Annotated in this window: 18 protein-coding genes; 17 read left to right on the plus strand and 1 reads right to left on the minus strand. The window is 38.9% G+C overall.

What is annotated here, in order from left to right; all coding sequences use genetic code 11:
- The first annotated feature begins 49 nt into the window (after positions 1 to 49).
- The 13 genes from dnaA to PEPE_RS00065 all read left to right on the plus strand — a co-directional run bounded on the left by dnaA (position 50) and on the right by PEPE_RS00065 (position 15,563).
- Positions 50 to 1,390, plus strand: a complete 1,341-nt coding sequence (gene dnaA / locus PEPE_RS00005; protein WP_011672763.1) for a chromosomal replication initiator protein DnaA — start codon at positions 50 to 52, stop codon at positions 1,388 to 1,390.
- A 177-nt stretch (positions 1,391 to 1,567) separates the two neighbouring features.
- Positions 1,568 to 2,707 (plus strand): DNA polymerase III subunit beta, encoded by a 1,140-nt coding sequence (dnaN, locus tag PEPE_RS00010; protein WP_002833860.1) that lies wholly within the window; start codon positions 1,568 to 1,570, stop codon positions 2,705 to 2,707.
- Between the two features lie 220 nt (positions 2,708 to 2,927).
- Positions 2,928 to 3,155 carry a S4 domain-containing protein YaaA gene (yaaA, locus tag PEPE_RS00015; RefSeq protein ID WP_002833861.1) on the plus strand — a complete coding sequence of 76 codons (228 nt, stop codon included), beginning with the start codon at positions 2,928 to 2,930 and terminating at the stop codon, positions 3,153 to 3,155.
- Positions 3,155 to 4,279: a DNA replication/repair protein RecF gene (gene recF / locus PEPE_RS00020; protein ID WP_011672764.1), complete on the plus strand. Its 1,125-nt coding sequence runs from the start codon at positions 3,155 to 3,157 to the stop codon at positions 4,277 to 4,279. Before yaaA ends, recF begins: the two co-directional genes overlap by 1 nt.
- Before the next feature lie 4 nt (positions 4,280 to 4,283).
- A complete protein-coding gene (gyrB, locus tag PEPE_RS00025; protein ID WP_002833863.1) occupies positions 4,284 to 6,230 on the plus strand; it encodes a DNA topoisomerase (ATP-hydrolyzing) subunit B in 1,947 nt (648 codons plus the stop codon).
- Between the two features lie 99 nt (positions 6,231 to 6,329).
- Positions 6,330 to 8,810: a DNA gyrase subunit A gene (gyrA, locus tag PEPE_RS00030; protein ID WP_269668170.1), complete on the plus strand. Its 2,481-nt coding sequence runs from the start codon at positions 6,330 to 6,332 to the stop codon at positions 8,808 to 8,810.
- 246 nt (positions 8,811 to 9,056) lie between these two features.
- The gene (gene rpsF / locus PEPE_RS00035; RefSeq protein ID WP_002833865.1) at positions 9,057 to 9,341 is read left to right on the plus strand and encodes a 30S ribosomal protein S6; all 285 of its coding nucleotides are present in this window, start codon (positions 9,057 to 9,059) and stop codon (positions 9,339 to 9,341) included.
- A gap of 35 nt (positions 9,342 to 9,376) precedes the next feature.
- Positions 9,377 to 9,904: a single-stranded DNA-binding protein gene (gene ssb / locus PEPE_RS00040; RefSeq protein ID WP_011672766.1), complete on the plus strand. Its 528-nt coding sequence runs from the start codon at positions 9,377 to 9,379 to the stop codon at positions 9,902 to 9,904.
- Between the two features lie 23 nt (positions 9,905 to 9,927).
- Positions 9,928 to 10,164, plus strand: a complete 237-nt coding sequence (gene rpsR / locus PEPE_RS00045) for a 30S ribosomal protein S18 (RefSeq protein ID WP_002833867.1) — start codon at positions 9,928 to 9,930, stop codon at positions 10,162 to 10,164.
- 202 nt (positions 10,165 to 10,366) lie between these two features.
- The gene (locus PEPE_RS00050) at positions 10,367 to 12,367 is read left to right on the plus strand and encodes a DHH family phosphoesterase (RefSeq protein ID WP_002833868.1); all 2,001 of its coding nucleotides are present in this window, start codon (positions 10,367 to 10,369) and stop codon (positions 12,365 to 12,367) included.
- 5 nt (positions 12,368 to 12,372) lie between these two features.
- On the plus strand, positions 12,373 to 12,825 hold the full coding sequence (rplI, locus tag PEPE_RS00055; RefSeq protein ID WP_011672767.1) for a 50S ribosomal protein L9: 453 nt from the start codon (positions 12,373 to 12,375) through the stop codon (positions 12,823 to 12,825).
- 48 nt (positions 12,826 to 12,873) lie between these two features.
- The gene (gene dnaB, locus PEPE_RS00060) at positions 12,874 to 14,271 is read left to right on the plus strand and encodes a replicative DNA helicase (RefSeq protein ID WP_002833870.1); all 1,398 of its coding nucleotides are present in this window, start codon (positions 12,874 to 12,876) and stop codon (positions 14,269 to 14,271) included.
- 92 nt (positions 14,272 to 14,363) lie between these two features.
- Positions 14,364 to 15,563: an MDR family MFS transporter gene (locus PEPE_RS00065; RefSeq protein WP_011672768.1), complete on the plus strand. Its 1,200-nt coding sequence runs from the start codon at positions 14,364 to 14,366 to the stop codon at positions 15,561 to 15,563.
- A gap of 23 nt (positions 15,564 to 15,586) precedes the next feature.
- Here the strand turns inward: PEPE_RS00065 and PEPE_RS00070 are convergent, their stop codons facing one another.
- Positions 15,587 to 15,955 (minus strand): DUF1304 domain-containing protein, encoded by a 369-nt coding sequence (locus PEPE_RS00070; protein ID WP_002833872.1) that lies wholly within the window; start codon positions 15,953 to 15,955, stop codon positions 15,587 to 15,589.
- Positions 15,956 to 16,198: 243 nt separating this feature from the next.
- Between PEPE_RS00070 and PEPE_RS00075 the strand changes: the two genes are divergently transcribed.
- From PEPE_RS00075 to PEPE_RS00090, 4 genes are all read left to right on the plus strand, one after another.
- Entirely contained in the window at positions 16,199 to 16,930 is a 732-nt protein-coding gene (locus PEPE_RS00075; RefSeq protein ID WP_011672769.1) for a sulfite exporter TauE/SafE family protein, read from the plus strand.
- 326 nt (positions 16,931 to 17,256) lie between these two features.
- Positions 17,257 to 18,741, plus strand: coding sequence for a ribosomal protection-like ABC-F family protein (abc-f, locus tag PEPE_RS00080; RefSeq protein WP_011672770.1), 1,485 nt, complete (start codon positions 17,257 to 17,259; stop codon positions 18,739 to 18,741).
- Positions 18,742 to 18,824: 83 nt separating this feature from the next.
- Positions 18,825 to 19,328, plus strand: coding sequence for a TetR/AcrR family transcriptional regulator (locus tag PEPE_RS00085; RefSeq protein WP_011672771.1), 504 nt, complete (start codon positions 18,825 to 18,827; stop codon positions 19,326 to 19,328).
- Positions 19,329 to 19,330: 2 nt separating this feature from the next.
- Entirely contained in the window at positions 19,331 to 20,395 is a 1,065-nt protein-coding gene (locus PEPE_RS00090; protein ID WP_002833877.1) for an ABC transporter permease, read from the plus strand.

Raw genomic sequence — 20,395 nt, forward strand, 5'->3', positions numbered from 1 at the left:
TTTTTTATGTTAAACTTAGTGAGCTAAAAATTTTGGAGGAATTGAAAAAGTGCCTAACTATATTGACCTTTGGAACAACATTAAAAATAGTTTCGAAAAAGACGACTCCATGTCAAAGGCCAGTTTCGGTGCTTGGGTAGAAACGGCAGAACCCATTTCATTAGAAAACCACATAATGAAGATTAAGGTTCTTTCGAGTCTACATCGAGATTACTGGACAAAGCATTTGATCGAGAAGTTTGTCGAATATGCCTACCAGTTCACTGATCAAGACATTACGCCTGAATTCGTAACGGAAGATGAATTCAAGACGCAGCAGGCGGAAAGGTCCGCTACCTCTAAAAAAGAAACCAAAGCTTCTACTGAAGATACCCAACTTAATAGTAGATATACTTTTGATACTTTTGTTATTGGTAGTGGTAACCAAATGGCGCATGCAGCTGCGATGGCTGTATCAGATGAACCTGGCGTTCTATATAATCCGCTCTTTTTCTATGGAGGAGTGGGACTTGGAAAAACCCATTTAATGCATGCGATTGGGCATCAGTTATTAGAAAATGATCCCAAAACTCGCGTTAAATATGTAACAAGTGAAGCCTTCACTAACGACTTCATTAATTCGATTCAAAAGAATAAGACGGAAGAGTTTCATGAGAAGTATCGTAACGTTGATCTTTTATTAGTAGATGATGTGCAGTTTTTTGCGGATAAAGAAGCAACTCAAGAGGAATTTTTCCATACATTTGAGGCCTTGTATAATGCCCAAAAACAAATCGTGTTGACATCCGATCGCTTACCAAATGAAATTCCGAAGTTGCAAGAACGTTTGGTATCAAGATTTAAGTGGGGACTTTCAATTGATATCACGCCCCCTAATTTAGAAACTCGAATTGCAATCTTGCGGGAGAAGGCTCAAGCAGATAACGTTGAAATTCCTGACGAAACCTTGGAATACATCGCTAATCGTATTGATTCAAATATTCGTGAGTTAGAGGGGGCGATGGCTCGAATCCAGGCTTACGCTAAATTGCAAAACGCAGCGATTACCACCGATTTAGCTTCAGACGCTCTTCGCAGTTTGAATTTCGGTAGCAACCTTAGCCATATTACGATTCCAATGATTCAAGACAAGGTCGCAAAATATTTCCATGTTACAGTAGCTGACCTTAAAGGAAAGAAACGGATGAAATCCATCGTTATTCCACGCCAGATTGCGATGTATCTATCCCGTGAATTAACTGAAAGTTCATTGCCTAAAATTGGAACAGAATTTGGTGGTAAAGATCATACTACCGTTATTCATTCCTTTGATAAGATCAAAGCTGAACTAGAAAAAGATGAGGAACTTGCTCGCCAAGTTGGAGATTTAAAAAGTGAGCTAAAACCTTAAATTGTGGATAAGTGTTAATAACTTCGAAAGTTATCCACAGGTAGTCCACAGGCTAAAAGTTAAATTATGACGGCTAATTTGAGTTATTAACAGTTCCAACAGCCCTTATTACTACTACTATCTTTTTATTATTAATTAATATATAAAACAGAGAGCAACATAAAGGAGTTTTGTAAAATGAAATTTACCATCGCTCGAAATACATTTATCAAAAAATTAAATGCGGTTCAAAGAGCCATTTCTTCTAAAACCACGATTCCAATTTTGACTGGATTAAAAATTGAAGCAGAAGAAGATCGTTTAATTCTAACTGGAAGCAATACTGACATTTCTATCGAAACCACCATTTCAACTAACGATGAAGAAGCTCATCTTAATATCGAAAGTACCGGAGCGGTAGTTTTAACAGCCCGTTTCTTCGGAGATATTGTTAAAAAATTACCAGACAACACTATGTTACTTGAGGTAAAAGACGGTTTTCAAACGACCATTACGTCAGGTGCTTCTGAATTTAAGATTAATGGTTTAGATGCTAATAACTTCCCTCATTTACCAGAAGTTGATAGTCAAACAACCATTACTTTAAAAGCTGATGTATTTAGCGAAATGATTAATGAAACAGTTATCGCAGTTTCTAATCAAGAAAGTCGTCCAATCTTAACTGGGATTCATTTTACGATTGAAGGAAATAAATTATCAGCCGTAGCAACGGATAGTCATCGTTTGAGCCAACGGGTAATTAATCTCCCAGAACCAATTAAAATGCCTGAAGATATTATCATCCCTGGGAAGAGTCTTTTAGAACTTTCCAGAATGTTAGATGATGAAATTGATACAATTACACTTCAAATTTCAGAAAACCAAGCATTATTTACATTTGATGAAACTTTATTCTATTCACGTCTATTGGAGGGCTTGTATCCAGATACATCCCGTTTAATTCCAAAGGAAAGTTCAACTGAAATGGAATTTGAAGCTCCAGAATTGTTAGCTTCGATTGAACGGGCTTCATTGCTTTCACATGCTGGACGCAATAACGTGGTTAAATTAACGATTAACGCGGCTAACAAGCAAGCAATCATCTCTGGTGATTCTCCTGAAGTCGGTAATGTAGAAGAAGAAGTGGTTACTAAAGATATTGTGGGTGAAGACCTTGAAATTTCCTTTAACCCAGACTATTTGAAAGATGCGCTACGTTCATTTGGACATACATCAATTAAGATGGCCTTTACTTCAGCATTACGTCCATTTACTTTGGTACCAACTGAAGATCAAGAAAACTTTATTCAATTAATCACACCTGTTCGAACATTTTAATAAAGTAACGCTATGGAGTTTGAGAAAATTAATTTCTCAAACTCTTTTTTTGGATAAATCTGGTTAAAAACGCGTATACGTAAATTTGAGAAAAAATAACCCGTTTAAGGCAAAAAACATTCAGAAGGGTTAAATTCGCTGAGAAGCCGTTTTAAGACAGATAAAATTGTTTTTTAGTTAAAATAAAGGTATAATATTATGAGATACGTGGGGTGATAGTATGCAAAAAGATGTTGAAATAAACACAGAGTTTATTACTTTAGGACAACTCTTGAAAGAAGAGGGTATTATTGGCACTGGTGGACAAGCTAAGTGGTTTTTACGTGAAAATACCGTCCTGGTTAACGGAGAACACGATGATCGCCGTGGAAAAAAACTTTACGAAGATGATGTAGTTGAAGTTCCAGATGAAGGTTCTTTCAAGATTACAATGAAATCTGGTAACTAATGTATCTGAAGACACTGGAGTTACATAATTTTCGTAATTATGCTGATCTTGTTGTCGAGTTCGGTTCGGGTATCAATGTTCTATTGGGTGAAAATGCACAAGGCAAGACTAATCTATTAGAATCTATTTATTTCTTAGCTTTGACTAGAAGTCACCGAACCAATAGTGATCGAGATTTGATTAGTTGGAAAACCAAAGCAGCGCGAGTATCAGGGAGTGTCCAAAAAGAACACACCGTTACACCGCTTGAAATCAATTTATCTTCCAAAGGGAAAAATGCCAAAGTAAATCACCTTGAGCAAAGCCGTTTATCGCAATATGTCGGCCAGCTTAATGTGATTTTGTTTGCGCCTGAGGATTTATCAATTGTAAAAGGATCTCCAGCAGTTCGCCGTAAGTTCATTGATATGGAATTTGGACAGATGAGTTCGAAATATCTATATAACTCGGCGCAATATCGATCCGTTCTGAAACAGCGAAACCAGTACATTAAACAGCTACAGTTCAATCCTAAGGGTGACCAAGTTTATTTAGATGTTTTAAGTGATCAGCTAGCAGCCCATGGAGCTGAAATCATTTTCCAACGCATTCAATTCTTGAAGAAGTTGGAAAAATGGTCCCAAGAGGTGCATAAGGAAATCTCGCAGGGAAAAGAAAAATTATCTTTTCAATATGTTTCGCCGATCAGTAGTGATCAAGCCGATACTACTGAAAAAATCTATGCAGCACTACAAGCCCTTTTCCAAAAGCAACGTGAAAAGGAGCTTCAACAAGGTAAAACTTTAGTGGGGCCACATCTTGACGATGTACGATTTATGGTTAATGACAAAAACGTATCGACGTTTGGTTCACAGGGGCAACAACGAACCACGGCCCTGAGTGTTAAATTAGCAGAAATTGATTTGATGAAAGAAGAAACCGGAGAATATCCGGTTCTTTTACTTGATGATGTGTTATCTGAACTTGACGATAGTCGTCAAACACACCTGTTAACTGCCATTCAAAACAAAGTACAAACTTTCATCACGACCACCAGCCTTAGTGGTGTTGCGCAACAATTAATTAATGAACCCCATGTCTTTAATATTGATCACGGAGTTTTAATGCAGAGCAAGGAGGAATAAGCTTTTGGCAGACGAAAAAGAAACGAAAGCAGAATTAGCCAGAGAATATGATGCGAGTCAAATTCAGGTTTTAGAGGGGCTCGAAGCAGTTCGTAAACGCCCAGGGATGTATATTGGGTCGACTAGTTCTCAAGGACTACACCATTTGGTTTGGGAAATTATTGATAATGGTATTGATGAAGCTCTTGCAGGATTTGCAGACAAAATTGATGTGATCGTTGAAAAAGACAATAGCATTACCGTCACTGATAATGGACGTGGGATTCCGGTTGATATCCAAAAGAAAACTGGAAAACCAGCTTTAGAAACAGTCTTTACGGTCCTACATGCCGGAGGTAAATTCGGCGGTGGCGGTTATAAAGTTTCTGGAGGATTGCATGGTGTGGGTGCATCCGTTGTAAATGCGTTATCAACGGAATTAGATGCGCGCGTCATGAAGGACGGTAAAATCTACTACATTGATTTTGCGCTAGGAAAAGTAAAAACACCGATGAAAACGATTGGTGATACTGAACATCCTGACGATCATGGAACTATTGTTCATTTCGTTCCAGATCCAGATATTTTCCAAGAAACTACCACATATGACATTAATATCTTAAAAACACGAATTCGTGAATTAGCCTTTTTGAACAAGGGTCTACGGATTACTTTGAAGGATATGCGTCCTGAAAAGCCAACTGAAGACGACTTCTTGTACGAAGGTGGGATTCGCCACTACGTTGAATACTTAAACGAAGGCAAAGAAGTAATTTTCCCTGAACCTATCTATGTTGAAGGGGTTACAAAAGGTATCACTGTTGAAGTAGCTATGCAATATATCGAAGGTTATCAAAGTAAATTGTTAACTTTTACTAACAATATTCATACCTACGAAGGCGGTACCCACGAAGAAGGTTTCAAACGTGCTTTAACACGAGTTATTAACGATTACGCTAAAAACAACAATATTTTAAAAGAAAATGATGATAAATTGTCTGGTGATGATGTTCGAGAAGGTTTGACGGCAGTAGTCAGCGTTAAGCATCCTGATCCTCAATTCGAAGGACAAACGAAAACAAAATTGGGTAACTCAGATGCTCGGACAGCTGTTAACGAAGTGTTTGCTGAAACTTTCAATAAATTCTTATTGGAAAATCCTAAGGTTGCACGTCAAATTGTTGATAAGGGAATCTTGGCAGCAAAAGCACGAGTTGCCGCTAAACGAGCTCGTGAAGTTACGCGTAAGAAGAGTGGCCTAGAACTCAATAATCTTCCTGGTAAATTAGCTGATAATACTTCTAAGGATCCTTCAATTAGTGAATTATTCATTGTCGAGGGTGATTCTGCCGGTGGTAGTGCTAAGTCCGGACGTTCGCGTCTCACACAAGCTATTTTGCCAATTCGTGGGAAGATTTTGAACGTTGAAAAAGCCACTTTGGATCGGGTTTTGGCCAATGAAGAAATTCGTTCACTCTTTACAGCGCTCGGAACTGGATTTGGTGAGGACTTTGATGTAAGTAAAGCCAACTATCATAAATTGATTATCATGACCGATGCCGATGTCGATGGTGCTCATATTCGGACACTATTATTGACGCTGTTCTATCGTTACATGCGTCCAATGATTGATGCAGGATTTGTTTACATTGCTCAACCACCGCTCTACCAAGTACGTCAAGGTAAGATGATCCAATATATCGATTCTGATGAAGAATTAGAAACAGTACTTGGACAATTATCACCATCACCAAAACCTGTAATTCAACGTTATAAAGGTCTTGGTGAAATGGATGCTGAGCAACTTTGGGAAACAACCATGAATCCAGAAAATCGACGCTTGTTACGAGTTTCAGCCGAAGATGCTGATGCTGCAAGTGGTGATTTTGAAATGTTGATGGGTGACAAGGTTGAACCACGTCGTAAATTCATTGAAGAGAACGCTGTGTTTGTTAAAAACTTGGATATCTAAAAAGATTATTAAAAGTTAGACAGCCCAAAAAATAAGGGGGAAAACGAATTGTCAGAAGAATTGTCAGGACGAATTACAGATGTCAATTTAAGTAGTCAAATGCGTACATCATTCTTGGATTATGCCATGAGTGTTATTGTTGCGCGTGCTTTACCTGACGTTCGGGATGGACTAAAACCCGTCCATCGTCGTATTTTATACGGGATGAATGAGTTAGGAGTTACACCTGAAAAGCCATATAAGAAGTCAGCTAGAATCGTTGGGGATGTTATGGGTAAGTATCATCCTCATGGTGACTCTGCAATTTATGAATCAATGGTCCGGATGGCCCAAGACTTTAGTTACCGTTACATGCTTGTTGATGGACATGGTAACTTTGGATCTGTCGATGGGGATGGCGCTGCTGCTATGCGTTATACCGAAGCTCGAATGAGTAAAATTACATTGGAAATGCTACGTGATATCAATAAAAATACCGTGGATTTCCAAGAAAACTATGATGGAACGGAACGCGAACCATCAATTTTACCAGCACGTTTCCCAAACTTATTAGTTAACGGAGCAACTGGGATTGCCGTGGGGATGACGACGAATATTCCACCACATAATTTGTCAGAAGTCATCAGCGCTATCCATATTTTGATGAATAACGAAGATGCAACAACCGCCGACTTGATGGAAGCTGTCCCTGGGCCAGACTTCCCAACCGGTGGAATTGTGATGGGTAAATCGGGAATCCGTAAGGCATATGAGACTGGACACGGTACGATTATTTTACGGGCGAAAGTTGATATTGAGACTGAAAAAAATGGTCGCGAACGCATTGTGGCTACAGAATTACCATACATGGTCAATAAGGCTAAATTGATCGAACGCATTGCTGAATTAGCTCGTGATAAACGAATTGAAGGAATTACTGATGTAAATGATGAATCCGATCGTGATGGACTTCGAGTTGTCATTGATGTTCGTCGTGATGTCAGTGCATCTGTAGTTTTGAATAATCTTTACAAGATGACATTAATGCAAACGACCTTTGGATTTAATATGTTGGCCATCGTTAATGGTGCTCCTAAAGTATTAGGCCTAAAGGAAATTTTGCAACACTATCTTGTTCATCAAGAAGAAGTTATTCGTCGACGGACTGAATTTGATTTGAAGAAGGCTGAAGCAAGGGCGCACATCTTAGAAGGTTTGCGGATTGCTTTGGACCACATCGATGAAATTATTGCGATTATTCGTAATTCACAAACGGCTGAGGTTGCTAAAGATAAATTGATGAATAACTATTCATTATCAAGTAAGCAAGCTCAAGCAATCTTGGATATGCGTTTGGTGCGTTTGACAGGACTAGAACGTGAAAAGGTTGAAGACGAGTACAACAAGGTCATGGCAGCAATTACGGATTACCGTGATATTTTAGCTCACCGTGAACGAATTAACGAAATCATTTACAAAGAGTTACTTGAAATTCAAGAGCGCTTTGGGGATGAACGTCGGACAGAATTGATGGTCGGTGAAGTTCTTAGCCTTGAAGATGAAGACTTAATCGAAGAAGAAGATGTCATGGTTACTTTAACCCATAATGGTTACATTAAGCGAATGGCTACGTCTGAATTTAAGACGCAAAATCGCGGTGGTCGAGGAATCCAAGGGATGGGTGTTCATGATGACGACTTTATCGAACATCTGGTTTCAACTTCAACCCATGATGTACTCTTATTCTTCACCAATGCCGGTAAGGTTTACCGGATGAAAGGTTACGAAATCCCTGAATATAGCCGAACCGCTAAGGGAATTCCAGTAATTAACTTGCTTGGAATTAGTAGCGGAGAAAATATTCAGGCTGTAATCAATATTGGACGTGATAACGGTGATGAAGATAATGAAAATCGTTACCTCTTCTTTACAACGTTAAACGGTGTGACAAAACGAACACCGGTTGCTGAATTCCTAAATATCCGCAGCAATGGGCTTAAGGCCATTAGCTTGAAGGAAAATGATGAAGTAATTAACGTGGTTATTACCGATGGCGAGCAAAACATTATTATCGGAACGCATAACGGATACGCGGTAAGCTTTAAAGAAGCAGATGTGCGTTCAATGGGACGTTCTGCTACTGGGGTTCGCGGAATTCGTTTACGAGATGAAGATTATGTCGTCGGTTCAGCAATCTTGAAACCTGAAAGCAAGGTCTTGGTTATTACTGAAAAGGGTTATGGAAAACAAACTCCGGCTAGTGAATACCCAATTAAAGGCCGCGGCGGTAAAGGGATTAAGACTGCGAATATCACCGAAAAGAATGGTCCATTAGCTGGATTAGTAACGGTAGAAGGAACGGAAGATGTTATGTTGATTACGGATCGTGGGGTTATGATTCGTTTCGACGTTAATAATGTTTCAACTACAGGTCGGGCGACCTTAGGGGTTCACGTAATCAAGACGGATGAAAATTCTAAAGTTGCTACAATGGCAATTGTTGATGAAGCACCAGTTGATGATGAAAACCAGACTCAAACTCCAGCAACTGAAGCAGCAGAAACTGAAAGTGTAACTGTTGAAGAAAGTTCTGAAGAATAAATTTAATTAAAAAAGCTGATTGAAGTGATTTTTCACTTTTTAATCAGCTTTTTTAATTAATAAAATGAATTAGAAAATTTTGGTGTATTTATCATTTGTATATCGTTAATTAGGATTTTTTGTTATTGCGTCCACTAAAAATGGATGGTATAATACTTATTTGTGAGTTGCCAGCTTTTTTGGCAAACTCTCCTTGCTTTCTACGTTGTGATAGAAGGCCATAAGTCCATGAGGAGGTGTAAATCAATGAAAAACTACGAAATCACATACATCATCGCTCCAAATCTTGACGATGCAGCTAAGACAGCTTTAGTTGACCGTTTTGACAAGATTTTGACAGACAATGGTGCTGAAATTGTTGATTCAAAAGACTGGTCAAAACGCCGTCTAGCATACGAAATCGGTGGTTTTAACGACGGTATTTATCATATCGTTAACGTTAAGGCTAGCGACGACGAAGCTTTGAACGAATTTGATCGTCTATCTAAGATTGCTGACGGAATTCTTCGTCACATGATCGTTGTACGTTAATAATAACAACTAAAAACTAGGAAGGAGCGGATATTATGATTAACCGAACAGTGCTTGTCGGACGCCTAACAAGGGACCCTGAACTACGATATACAGGTAGTGGAGCTGCAGTAGTAACTTTTACAGTTGCTGTTAATCGTCAGTTTACTAATTCACAAGGTGAACGCGAAGCTGACTTTATTAATTGTGTTATGTGGCGTAAAGCTGCAGAAAACTTTGCTAACTTCACTCGGAAGGGTTCATTAGTTGGTATCGACGGACGGATTCAAACCCGTTCTTATGAAAACCAACAAGGCCAACGAGTTTATGTTACCGAGGTTGTAGCCGAAAACTTCTCTCTTCTTGAATCACGTTCATCTTCTGAACGTCGTCAAGGTGGAGAAAATAATTTTGGCAATAATCAATCTGCCCCTTCACAACAACCAACATCATCCGGAAATCCATTTGACGGAGGACAATCGAATAATAGTGGTGCACAACAACCTAACAATTCGAACCCTAATGACCCATTTGCTAATAGCGGTCAGTCAATTGATATTTCTGACGATGATTTACCATTCTAAAATAATAGAGGAGGGCAATCATTATGGCATTTCAAAAACGTGGTGGCCGTCGTCGTCGTAAAGTCGACTACATTGCTGCAAACCATATTGAATACATCGATTACAAAGACACAGAATTGTTAAAACGATTCATTTCAGAACGTGGTAAGATTTTACCTCGTCGTGTCAGTGGTACAAGTGCTAAGAACCAACGTCGTTTGACTATTGCAATCAAGCGTGCACGGATCATGGGCTTGCTTCCATTCGTTGCTGAAGACTAATCTTTAGCTATATAAAGTACCATTCAGGCCGAGGCTTGAATGGTACTTTTTGTTTAAATAAAATTAGGGCGGTGATGGATCATAATTGGTCAATTATGGCTCTATTTTTATTAGAATAACCTTCCAACAAACGATTTTAATTATTGGTTATAAGTATGGTAAAATCAGAGATAGTTAGACACAATTTTTTAGGAGAAGTGCTATGAAATTAGTAGATCATCTACCTGCATTTATCCGTAACCCGCGGGTCGGGATTTTAACAGCAGTTATTATTTTGCTGTCGTTGATTGGGCTGGGATTAGCTTTTTATATTAACTTATTAATCGGCATCATCATGCTAGTATTGGTTATTGTTACTGGCATTTTTAGTGTTCGCACGTTGCGTTTACTGAGTGATGAGACTGATAAATATATTTCTGAATTGTCGTTTCGAATTGATCAGGCTGAAGAAGACGCTACGTTGTCTATGCCAATTGGAATTTTAATTTATAGTGAACAGCATCGAGTGGAATGGGTTAACCCTAATTTCCAAAGTTATTTTGAAGGACAAAAACTTTTGGGACATCCATTGGATGAAATTGATGAAGATTTGGCGAAGATTATTGAAGAACATCAAGATGACGAGAAAGTTAGCCGTGTGAAATGGAACGATCACGTTTTTGATATTTCAATTCAAAAGGATGATCGCGTAGTTTACTTCCTAGATTCGACTAAATACGCGAAAATGGAAGAGCAATTCGATGACCGTCAAGTGGTAATTGGTCAAATCTTTATTGATAACTATGATGAAATTACACAGTCGATGGCTGATTCGGAAGTTTCTAATTTAAACAACTTTGTTACCAACCAGATTTCTAGTTGGGCGCAATCGTTTGGGATGTATTTAAGGCGCGTTGATGATGATCATTTCTTTGTCATCATGTACAACGAAACGTTAGCTAAGGTGGAAGAGGATAGTTTTAAGCTCTTGGATACTATCCGAGAAGCAACTTCTAAACAAAACTCTCCAGTTACATTAAGTATCGGGATTGCTTACGGGGATGATAATCTTAATAAGCTTGCCGATGTTTCGCAAAGTAATCTGGATTTAGCGCTAGGACGAGGTGGTGACCAAGTTGTCGTCAAAGCTGAAGATGAACAAGCTCGTTTCTACGGCGGTAAAACTAATCCGATGGAAAAACGGACTCGCGTTCGAGCGCGGATGATTGGACAAGCCGTTCAAGAATTAATGAACCAAGCAGATCAAGTCTTTGTAATGGGGCACTCCCATGCGGACTTAGATTCAGTGGGTTCAGCGCTCGGGATTCGGCGAATTGCGCAAATGAATAAAAAAGAGTGTTGGATTGTCTTAGACCAAGAAGGCGTGCATTCGGATGTAGCGCGTTTGATTGAAAAAATGGATGAGCATGAAGACCTTAAAGAGTCCATTATTAGTGCAGATCAAGCCGTAGAGCTCGCTAATAGCCAAAGTTTGTTAGTGATGGTTGATCATTCTAAACGTTCCATAACGACATCTGAGGAGCTATTTGATAAGCTTAGTAATCGGGTGATTATCATTGATCATCATCGCCGTGGAACGGAGTTTCCAGAAAATCCCGTGTTGGTTTACATTGAACCATATGCATCATCGACGGGTGAGTTGATTACGGAAATGTTTGAATACCAGTCCCATGATGGTGAACCAATTCAACCGATTGAGGCCACTGCTATTTTGGCAGGGATTGAAGTGGATACTAAATCGTTCACGGAACGTACGGGGACAAGAACTTTTGATGCAGCCAGTTATCTTCGTTCAGTGGGGGCTAACGAGAAGACGATTCGTTACCTCTTAAAAGAGAATGTTGATAGCTATATGCAACGAAACCATTTAATTGATACAATGCAGTTTATTGAAGATAAATATGCAATTTGTACCGGTGAAGATGATCGAATGTATGATCCAGTGATTGCGGCTCAGGCAGCCGATTCACTACTGAATATTTCAGGCGTAGAAGCCTCATTTGTGATCACACGTCGTGGAGACCATGCTGTGGGTATTTCGGCGCGAAGCGCAGGAACGGAAAACGTCCAGGTTATCATGGAAAAACTTGGTGGAGGCGGTCATTTAGCAATGGCAGCAACTCAGATAGAAGATGTGAGTGTTGAAGAAGCCGAGCAACAATTGGTTGAAATTTTACAAGAAAATCAAAAAGATGAGGAGTGATTCTGATGAAAGTAATTTTTTTGGAAGATGTCAAAGGTAAGGGGAAACGTGGCGAAGTTAAGAACGTTTCCGATGGTTACGCCCAAAATTTCTTAATTAAAAATGGTAAAGCTAAAGCTGCTACAAGCGCTGCGGTAAGCGAATTAAAGGGTCAAAAAAAGGCCGAAGCTAAGCATGAAGCTGAAATTTTGGCTGATGCTGAAAAGCTTAAAACGGTTTTAGAAAATGATAAGACCGTGGTTGAAATCAAAGCCAAGGCTGGAAAAGATGGCCGTCTATTTGGTTCAATTCCGAACAAACAAATCGCTACGGCCCTTGAAAAACAATATAAGATTAAAATTGATAAACGCAAAATTGAGTTGAGCAACCCCATCCGTAGCATGGGCTACACAAACGTTCCCGTTAAGTTACACCAAAAGGTAACAGCAACGATTCGGGTGCATGTAGCTGAGCAATAGGATTACTAAGGCTCTCAACTCAGAGTCTAATTCGTACGGGAGAGTAACATGGACAACGGTATTTTAGAAAATCAAACGCCTCCGCAAAACATTGAGGCCGAAAAGGCGGTTTTGGGAGCTGTTTTCTTAAGTTCAGATGCATTGATTGACGCGATGGAATACGTCACGGCGGAAGATTTTTATAAACACGCTCATCAAGTTATTTTTAAAGTGATGGTTGATTTGAACGATGCGGATGAAGCCATTGACGCATTGACAGTCAACAATGCACTTGAAGAACATAATCAAATCGAAGATGCCGGTGGAATTACTTACATTGCTGAATTGGCAGGATCAGTTCCAACCGCAGCCAATGTCGGCTACTACGCTAAGATTGTTCAAGAAAAATCTTTATTACGAAAATTAATTAAGACAGCAACAGCGATTGCTACAAAAGGTTACACCCAAGATGACGATGTGGCTAATATCTTGGACGAAGCTGAACGTGAAATCATGGATGTTGCTGAAAACCGTAATCAAACGGGTTTTAAGCCAATTGCAGATGTTTTAACAACTTCAATGGAAGAAATTGATCGTCTTTATCAAAATGACGATGAGATTACCGGATTACCAACCGGATTTAAAGAGTTAGATAAAATTACTACTGGATTACATGCAGATGAATTAATTATTCTTGCAGCGCGTCCAGCTGTCGGTAAGACTGCGTTTGCGTTAAATATTGCGCAAAATGTGGGTACTAAGACTGACAAATCAGTGGCTATTTTCAGTTTGGAAATGGGAGCTGAACAGCTGGTAAATCGTATGTTATGTGCGGAAGGAAGTATTGATGCAAATCATTTAAGAACCGGTCAGCTAAATGAAGAAGAATGGCAAAATTTAGTGGTGGCGATGGGTTCTTTAGCTAAGGCAAGTATCTATATCGATGATACTCCGGGAATTAAAATGTCGGAGATTCGTGCAAAATGTCGTCGTCTAGCTAAAGAGCAAGGAAACCTTGGCTTAGTTGTGGTAGATTACTTGCAGCTAATTGAAGGTTCTGGAGAAAATCGTCAGCAAGAAGTTTCAGCTATTTCACGACAACTTAAAAAACTCGCCAAGGAACTAGGCGTACCGGTCATTGCGCTTTCACAGCTTTCACGTGGAGTGGAACAACGCCAAGATAAGCGCCCGGTAATGTCTGATATCCGTGAATCTGGTTCAATTGAACAGGATGCGGATATTGTAGCGTTCCTATACCGTGATGATTATTATGAACGGGAAGATGGCAATGAAGACGCAGATCGAGACCAAGATCCACGGGATGAAGAAGATCAAAATGTTGGTCCCGTTGAAGTTATCATTGAAAAAAACCGTAGTGGGGCTCGTGGTACGGTAAATCTGTTGTTTATTAAGTCGTACAATAAATTTTCTTCGTTAGCTTATATGCCTGAAGCGGGAGCGCATTAGGTATTTGAAAAATGAGATTCATTATTTTCAAGACTGGTTTAAGACTTTTTAGTCTAAATCAGTCTTTTATTATAAAAATTAGGGGAGGAATTATGCGCGAATTAAAATTAAAGTGGTTATTATTAGGAGTTTTGATTGATAGTATTGCGATGAGTTCAGTGTGGCCACTAACAACAATTTATATGAACCAAGAACTAGGCCATTCATTAGTAATGGCAGGGATTGTTTTATTTTTAAACTCAGTTGCTAGTATTTTAGGATCTTTTGTTGCCGGGCGCCTTTATGACAAGTATGATAGCTATTATTTAATCTTAGGTGGAATTGCATTTACCTGGATTTCGTTCTTTACGTTGATTTTCTTCAACGGCTGGCCAGTATATCCGATTGTATTGGTACTAATCGGATTTGGAACAGGTTGGATTGTTGCCTTAAATAACTCAATGGGAACATCAATTAAGAGTAAAGATGGCCGATATGTTTTTAACATGCTATATTTCGTCCAAAATTTAGGGGTCATGCTAGGTACTGCTATTGTGGGAGTTTTATTTAAGCACAGTGTCACGCCGCTTTTCACCATAGCAACCATTATGTTTACGGTATTTTTCATTGTAGCGTTCTTTACTTACCGAATTCCACAAGAAGATCGCCCTGCTCAAGTAGTACAAGAAGACGATCATGAGAAAACTAAAATGCCAAAAGTTAACTTGACAATTATCATGGCATTTTTCATTAGTTTGGTAATTATGTGGATTTTCTATCAACAATGGAATAGTACGGTTTCGATCTATATGCTAAAATTGCACATTCCGCTTCGTTTATACAGCTTTTTATGGACGGTCAATGGATTATTCATTTTAATCGTTCAAGGGCTTCTCAGCTCCAAAGGGGGGCGTTTACTGAAGGATCCATATCATCAAGTCTATTTGGGGATTGCATTTTTTACCCTATCTTTTGGAATTCTAGCCGTAGCACACGAATATTACCACTTTGTAATCGCCATGATTGTTTTAACCATTGGAGAAGCAATTGCCTTTCCATCGATTCCAGCAATCGTTAACAGTCTTTCACCTTATGACCAAAAGGGAAAATATCAAGGTCTAGCAAGTGCTTTTCCTTCGGCTGGCCGGGCAATCGGTCCCTTAGTTGGTAGTATGATAATTGAATCAACCTCATTTGTTTTCCTTTATAGTTTAGGACTATTTACAATTTTAATTGTTTTAGTAGTCATTGCGTTCATTATTGAAGGCACTAAACGGAAAGCAATTTTATACGAATCTAATAAAAAAGGATAGCCTCTAAGGCTATCCTTTTTTATTTAGAAAATAAATAATACCAAAATCAAAGTAATCAAGGCAGGTAAACCTTGGACTAAAAGAATCTTTTTGGCGACGGTGAGAGCACCGTATGCTGCTAAGATAAAAATGCTTGCTAGGAAAAAGATGAGCATCATCTTCATAATAGTTCCTGTTGGAATAAAGAGTGCCAAGAAGAGGGCTAAGGCCACGAAGCCGTTATAAAGACCTTGATTGGCTAACGCCGTTCGTAAATGAGGGCGTTGAACTTCCACTAAGGGAATTTCAAAGGTTTTGGCAAGAAATGCACTAGAACCCAATAATTCAATGCCCATGATGCCAATATGCTCAATGGCTACGAGTGCAACTAAGATAACTGTTAATATATGCAAAATATTCAACTCCTTGTGTCCACCATTATAACGCATCCGTATCTTTTTTGATTAAATTGAAGTTCAGCAATGGAGTTTGAAGCAAAAAATGAACTTCAATTTTAAGGTAGAATGGTCAAAGAACACCAATTGAGTAATGGAAATCTTAATTTTATCGACGTCTAAAAATTAGTTTACGCCGTTGTCGATTTTGTTTTTTCCATATACAATTAAGTCTTGTAATGACTGAAATGAGGAATTGAAATGATTATTTTAGGGGTATTGCTAATAGCATGGGTTGGAGCACTAACGCGTACAGTTTTCGGATTTGGGGAAGCTCTAGTTTCGATGCCATTATTGGCATTAATTGGGTTTGATCTACAGACCAGCACCGCATTAATCGGAGCGGTGGGATTACTAGTTGCTTTACCAGCCACGATTCGTGAGTGGCATCATATTGATTTTAAAGCGGTTCGTCGATTAGTGACAGGTTCACTAATTGGAGTACCTCTAGGAATTTTAGTCATCAAGAAAGTCCCTGCCGCAATTGTGTTACATGGCTTAGGAATTTTTTTAATTGCTTACGGGATTTATAGCTTGTGGCATAGTTTTTCAGGTCGAGTCGGGCGCCCCCATCTACAAGCACAAGGCTATGATTATTTGACCGGAATTATTTCAGGCGCGCTGGGTAGTGCATACAACAGCCATGGTGTGCCAGTGGCCGTATATGGAACTTTGAAAAAATGGTCAGCCCAACAGTTACGGGCCATTCTCCAAGCTCACTTTTTATGTGTGGGAATCTTGGTCGTTGCAAGCCATCTAGCAGCGGGTTTTTGGTCGATAGATGCGTTGGAAGTATTAGCTATGGTTATTCCAGGCTTGCTAGTAGTGGTACCTTTTGGTAATTGGCTAGTAGCGCGAATTGCTCCCGAAAGAGCCATTAAACTTGTGTACGGGGCGCTAATCATTTTTGGAATATTATTAATGACTAAATAAATAAGCGTTACACTAATTTTGGTCTTATTTTAATATCAGATTACAAAGAGAGATATTTCTTGAAAAAAAACGCATTCATTGTTAAGCTAAGGCTAGTTTATTAGGAAGGGATGTCGATGGGATTGAAGATTACAGACTAATTTTGGAAATATTGGAATGACGATTTCTTTATTTTCGGGAGTAGTTTGTAGTTTTTGATACATTCGATGTGCCGACCAAAAATAAATTTTTATTGGTATTATGCACTTTGTATTGCATCAGGCCTGCACACCTGGTGCTTTTTTATGCCTTAAAACGAACTACTCCTCGAAAGAGAGGAGACATAAATGGGAATAATACAATTAAAAAACGTAAGCTTTAGCTACGATAACCAAATAAAACCGGTTTTTGACCAAGTAGCGTTGGAAATCGATGCGAGCTGGAAATTAGGTCTGGTTGGCAGAAATGGGCGTGGTAAAACAACGCTGATGAAGATTTTGCAGAATCAGGTTGAATATGAGGGGAAAGTGGAAACCAACCTGAAGTTCAATTATTTTCCAGCTAAAATTACTGAACCACAGGATTCGGTGCGAATGATCCTGATGAAAATTACTGGTCGCGATTACTCTGATTTCTGGGAGGTTGAGCGAGAATTAGACCAAATTGGACTTGCTGAAGAAATTTTAGAGCAGACTTATGCATCACTAAGTCCGGGGCAACAAACTAAAGCCCTTTTAGCAGCCATGTTTGCAGATCAAAATTCATTTCAATTGATTGATGAACCAACGAATCATTTGGATGCTGCTGGCCGCGACCTTTTAGCTAAATATTTAAAACAAAAACAAGGATACATTGTGGTTAGTCATGATCGTTACTTTTTAAATCAAGTTATTGATCATGTTATTTCAATTGATCGTGCTCAAATTAGTAGCTTTAAGGGGAATTATGAAACCTGGGCAGCTGAACGTGCCAATGCGGATGAACGTGAAATCAGTTTGAATGCCACGATGAAAAAAGATATAAAAAAATTAGAACAGGCCACGCGCCAAAAGCAAGAGTGGTCCCGAGCAACGGAACGTAAAAAAGCTGGCGCTCCGGATAAGGGTTTTGTAGGTCATAAAGCAGCTAAAGTGATGAGCAAAGCCTTGAATATTCGGGATCGGGCTGAGAAAAAATTAACAGATAAGAAACAGTTACTAAAGAATATTGAAATTCAGGATGAACTTCAATTGAATTATCAACCGTATCTTGGACCCCAAAACAATGCTTTACTAGAAGCGGATAGTTTAGTTTTACAACGAGCTGGAAAACTATTAAATCAGCCACTTAATTTTGAACTAAAGAAGAATGAGCGGATGGTTATTCAAGGCGAAAATGGTTCTGGAAAATCAACTTTAATTAAGGCAATGTTGGGACAAAATGAACTAATTGCTGAAGGTAATCTAAAAATACGCGAAAATTTACGAATATCATATTTACCACAGGACTTTGACCAACTCCAAGGCACACTAGAACAGTTTGCTGCCGAAAAGGAGGTTGAAGTTCAGGACTTGCTGGCAATGCTGAGAAAACTGGGTTTTGAACGTACGATGTTTGATTATCGAATTGAGCAGATGAGTATGGGACAGAAGAGAAAAGTTGCCTTAGCTCGGTCGCTGTGTGAAGAAGCCAATCTATATATTTGGGATGAACCCCTAAACTACCTAGATGTAATCACACGGGAACAAATTCAAAATTTAGTTTTGAAGTTCAAGCCCACCTTATTAGTGGTGGAACATGATCGAGAGTTTGTCCAGAAAATTGCAACGCAGACCGTTAACTTAAAAAAATAAGCAAATAATTTTGACACGGTGTCACTTTGTGCTATTCTAGCATTGTTGACACGGTGTCATTTTTATTTTAAGGAGGTGGAGGAGTGGCTTCAGATGTTTTACAGAAGTTGAAACCGGATAAAAGAACGGCCATCGAAGAATCGCTATTATTGGAATTCACGCATCATCCGGTTACAGAAGCACAAGTTGCTCGCATCGTGGAAGGTGCCGGAATTTCACGTGGTGCATTTTATAATTATTTTAAAGATGTACCAGATGCTTACCGTTATTTATATCAAATCGCAATTCAGGATATCCACCAGGCAATTCGGCAAAATGAAAGGCGTGGCGAAAATTTGGTCGATGAAGCTCGCCAATTTATTAAGAATACTCAGAATAGTAAGTATTACAAGCTATTTCAAATGCACTATCACTACAACGAAGTTTATGTGACCAGATTAGTTGCACCACTTGAACCGCATGCTGAGATACAGTGGGCGGAAATGACACTAATCCACGATACAATTCGTTGCGCACTGATTGAACCAGGGACTACCGATGCTCGATTACACCAATTAGAAAAAGTCCTAAAAATTCTGGAGGAATAATTATGTTTCTAGCTTTAAAAGAAATCAAAAAAGAAAAATTACGATACAGTCTAATTATCGGAATGATTGTTTTGATTAGTTATTTAATTTTTATTTTAACTAGTTTAGCACTAGGTTTAGCTCATCAAAATACGGATGCCATTAACTCCTGGAAAGTAGAAACAGTAGTTTTAAACCAAGATGCCAACGTTAATTTAAGTCAGTCGTTGGTGACTGATCAACAAGTAAAAGATCAAAAATTAACTAAAAAAGATGCCTTGATTGGACAAGTTGCGGTAGTAGCTAAAGACCAAAAGGGGAAGCAGGCTAAGATTTCTTCTAGTTTTGTTGGAATTGATAATGATCAATTCATTGCTAAAGACTTGAAACTTACTAGTGGGCATAAAGTGAAGCAAGACCACGAAGTAGTGGTAGATGAAAAATTCGAACAAAGTGGTTACCGACTTGGCGATAAAATCGAATTGAATGATGCAGATAAAGCATTTAAAATTGTCGGTTTTACTAAGAATGCGAAGTTAAATATTGCACCAGTAATTTATGGGAAATTATCCGATTGGCAAGCGCTTAAGCATGCTACACCACAGACTAAGGCTAGTGCAATTGTTTCTAAAACTAAGAATTTAAAGGTTAAGGAACCGCTAAAATCTTACAAAGTTAAATCCTTTATTGAGAAGCTTCCAGGTTACTCAGCTCAGAATATGACCTTCTCACTGATGATAGGATTTTTAATGGTCATTTCTTTAATCGTCATTGCCATCTTCCTATACATCCTTACTATCCAAAAACTTCCAAATTATGCCGTTTTACGAGCTCAAGGAATCCCAAGTAGCGTGTTAGTTTGGAGCACGTTAGCTCAATCACTAATTTTGGTGATTAGTGGAACCATTATTGGAACGGCTCTAACAGCTGCTACAGCTGCTATTTTACCTGCTGCAGTTCCAATGGCATTTGATATTCCAATCCTTGCATCAGTAGCCGTAGGATTGGTAATCACAGGGCTGTTAGGGGGCTTGTTACCAATACGAAGTGTACTAAAACTAGACCCAGTAAGTGTAATTGGAGGATAA

The organism is Pediococcus pentosaceus ATCC 25745 (genome assembly GCF_000014505.1).
GTDB classification, from domain to species: Bacteria; Bacillota; Bacilli; order Lactobacillales; family Lactobacillaceae; genus Pediococcus; species Pediococcus pentosaceus.

Bases quoted from the DNA above. Each gene is read 5' to 3' on its own strand.
- dnaN (WP_002833860.1), top strand. From the start codon at position 1,568: ATGAAATTTACCATCGCTCGAAATACATTTATCAAAAAATTAAATGCG.
- yaaA (WP_002833861.1), top strand. From the start codon at position 2,928: ATGCAAAAAGATGTTGAAATAAACACAGAGTTTATTACTTTAGGACAA.
- recF (WP_011672764.1), top strand. From the start codon at position 3,155: ATGTATCTGAAGACACTGGAGTTACATAATTTTCGTAATTATGCTGAT.
- gyrA (WP_269668170.1), top strand. From the start codon at position 6,330: ATGCGTACATCATTCTTGGATTATGCCATGAGTGTTATTGTTGCGCGT.
- rpsF (WP_002833865.1), top strand. From the start codon at position 9,057: ATGAAAAACTACGAAATCACATACATCATCGCTCCAAATCTTGACGAT.
- ssb (WP_011672766.1), top strand. From the start codon at position 9,377: ATGATTAACCGAACAGTGCTTGTCGGACGCCTAACAAGGGACCCTGAA.
- rpsR (WP_002833867.1), top strand. From the start codon at position 9,928: ATGGCATTTCAAAAACGTGGTGGCCGTCGTCGTCGTAAAGTCGACTAC.
- PEPE_RS00050 (WP_002833868.1), top strand. From the start codon at position 10,367: ATGAAATTAGTAGATCATCTACCTGCATTTATCCGTAACCCGCGGGTC.
- rplI (WP_011672767.1), top strand. From the start codon at position 12,373: ATGAAAGTAATTTTTTTGGAAGATGTCAAAGGTAAGGGGAAACGTGGC.
- dnaB (WP_002833870.1), top strand. From the start codon at position 12,874: ATGGACAACGGTATTTTAGAAAATCAAACGCCTCCGCAAAACATTGAG.
- PEPE_RS00065 (WP_011672768.1), top strand. From the start codon at position 14,364: ATGCGCGAATTAAAATTAAAGTGGTTATTATTAGGAGTTTTGATTGAT.
- PEPE_RS00075 (WP_011672769.1), top strand. From the start codon at position 16,199: ATGATTATTTTAGGGGTATTGCTAATAGCATGGGTTGGAGCACTAACG.
- abc-f (WP_011672770.1), top strand. From the start codon at position 17,257: ATGGGAATAATACAATTAAAAAACGTAAGCTTTAGCTACGATAACCAA.
- PEPE_RS00090 (WP_002833877.1), top strand. From the start codon at position 19,331: ATGTTTCTAGCTTTAAAAGAAATCAAAAAAGAAAAATTACGATACAGT.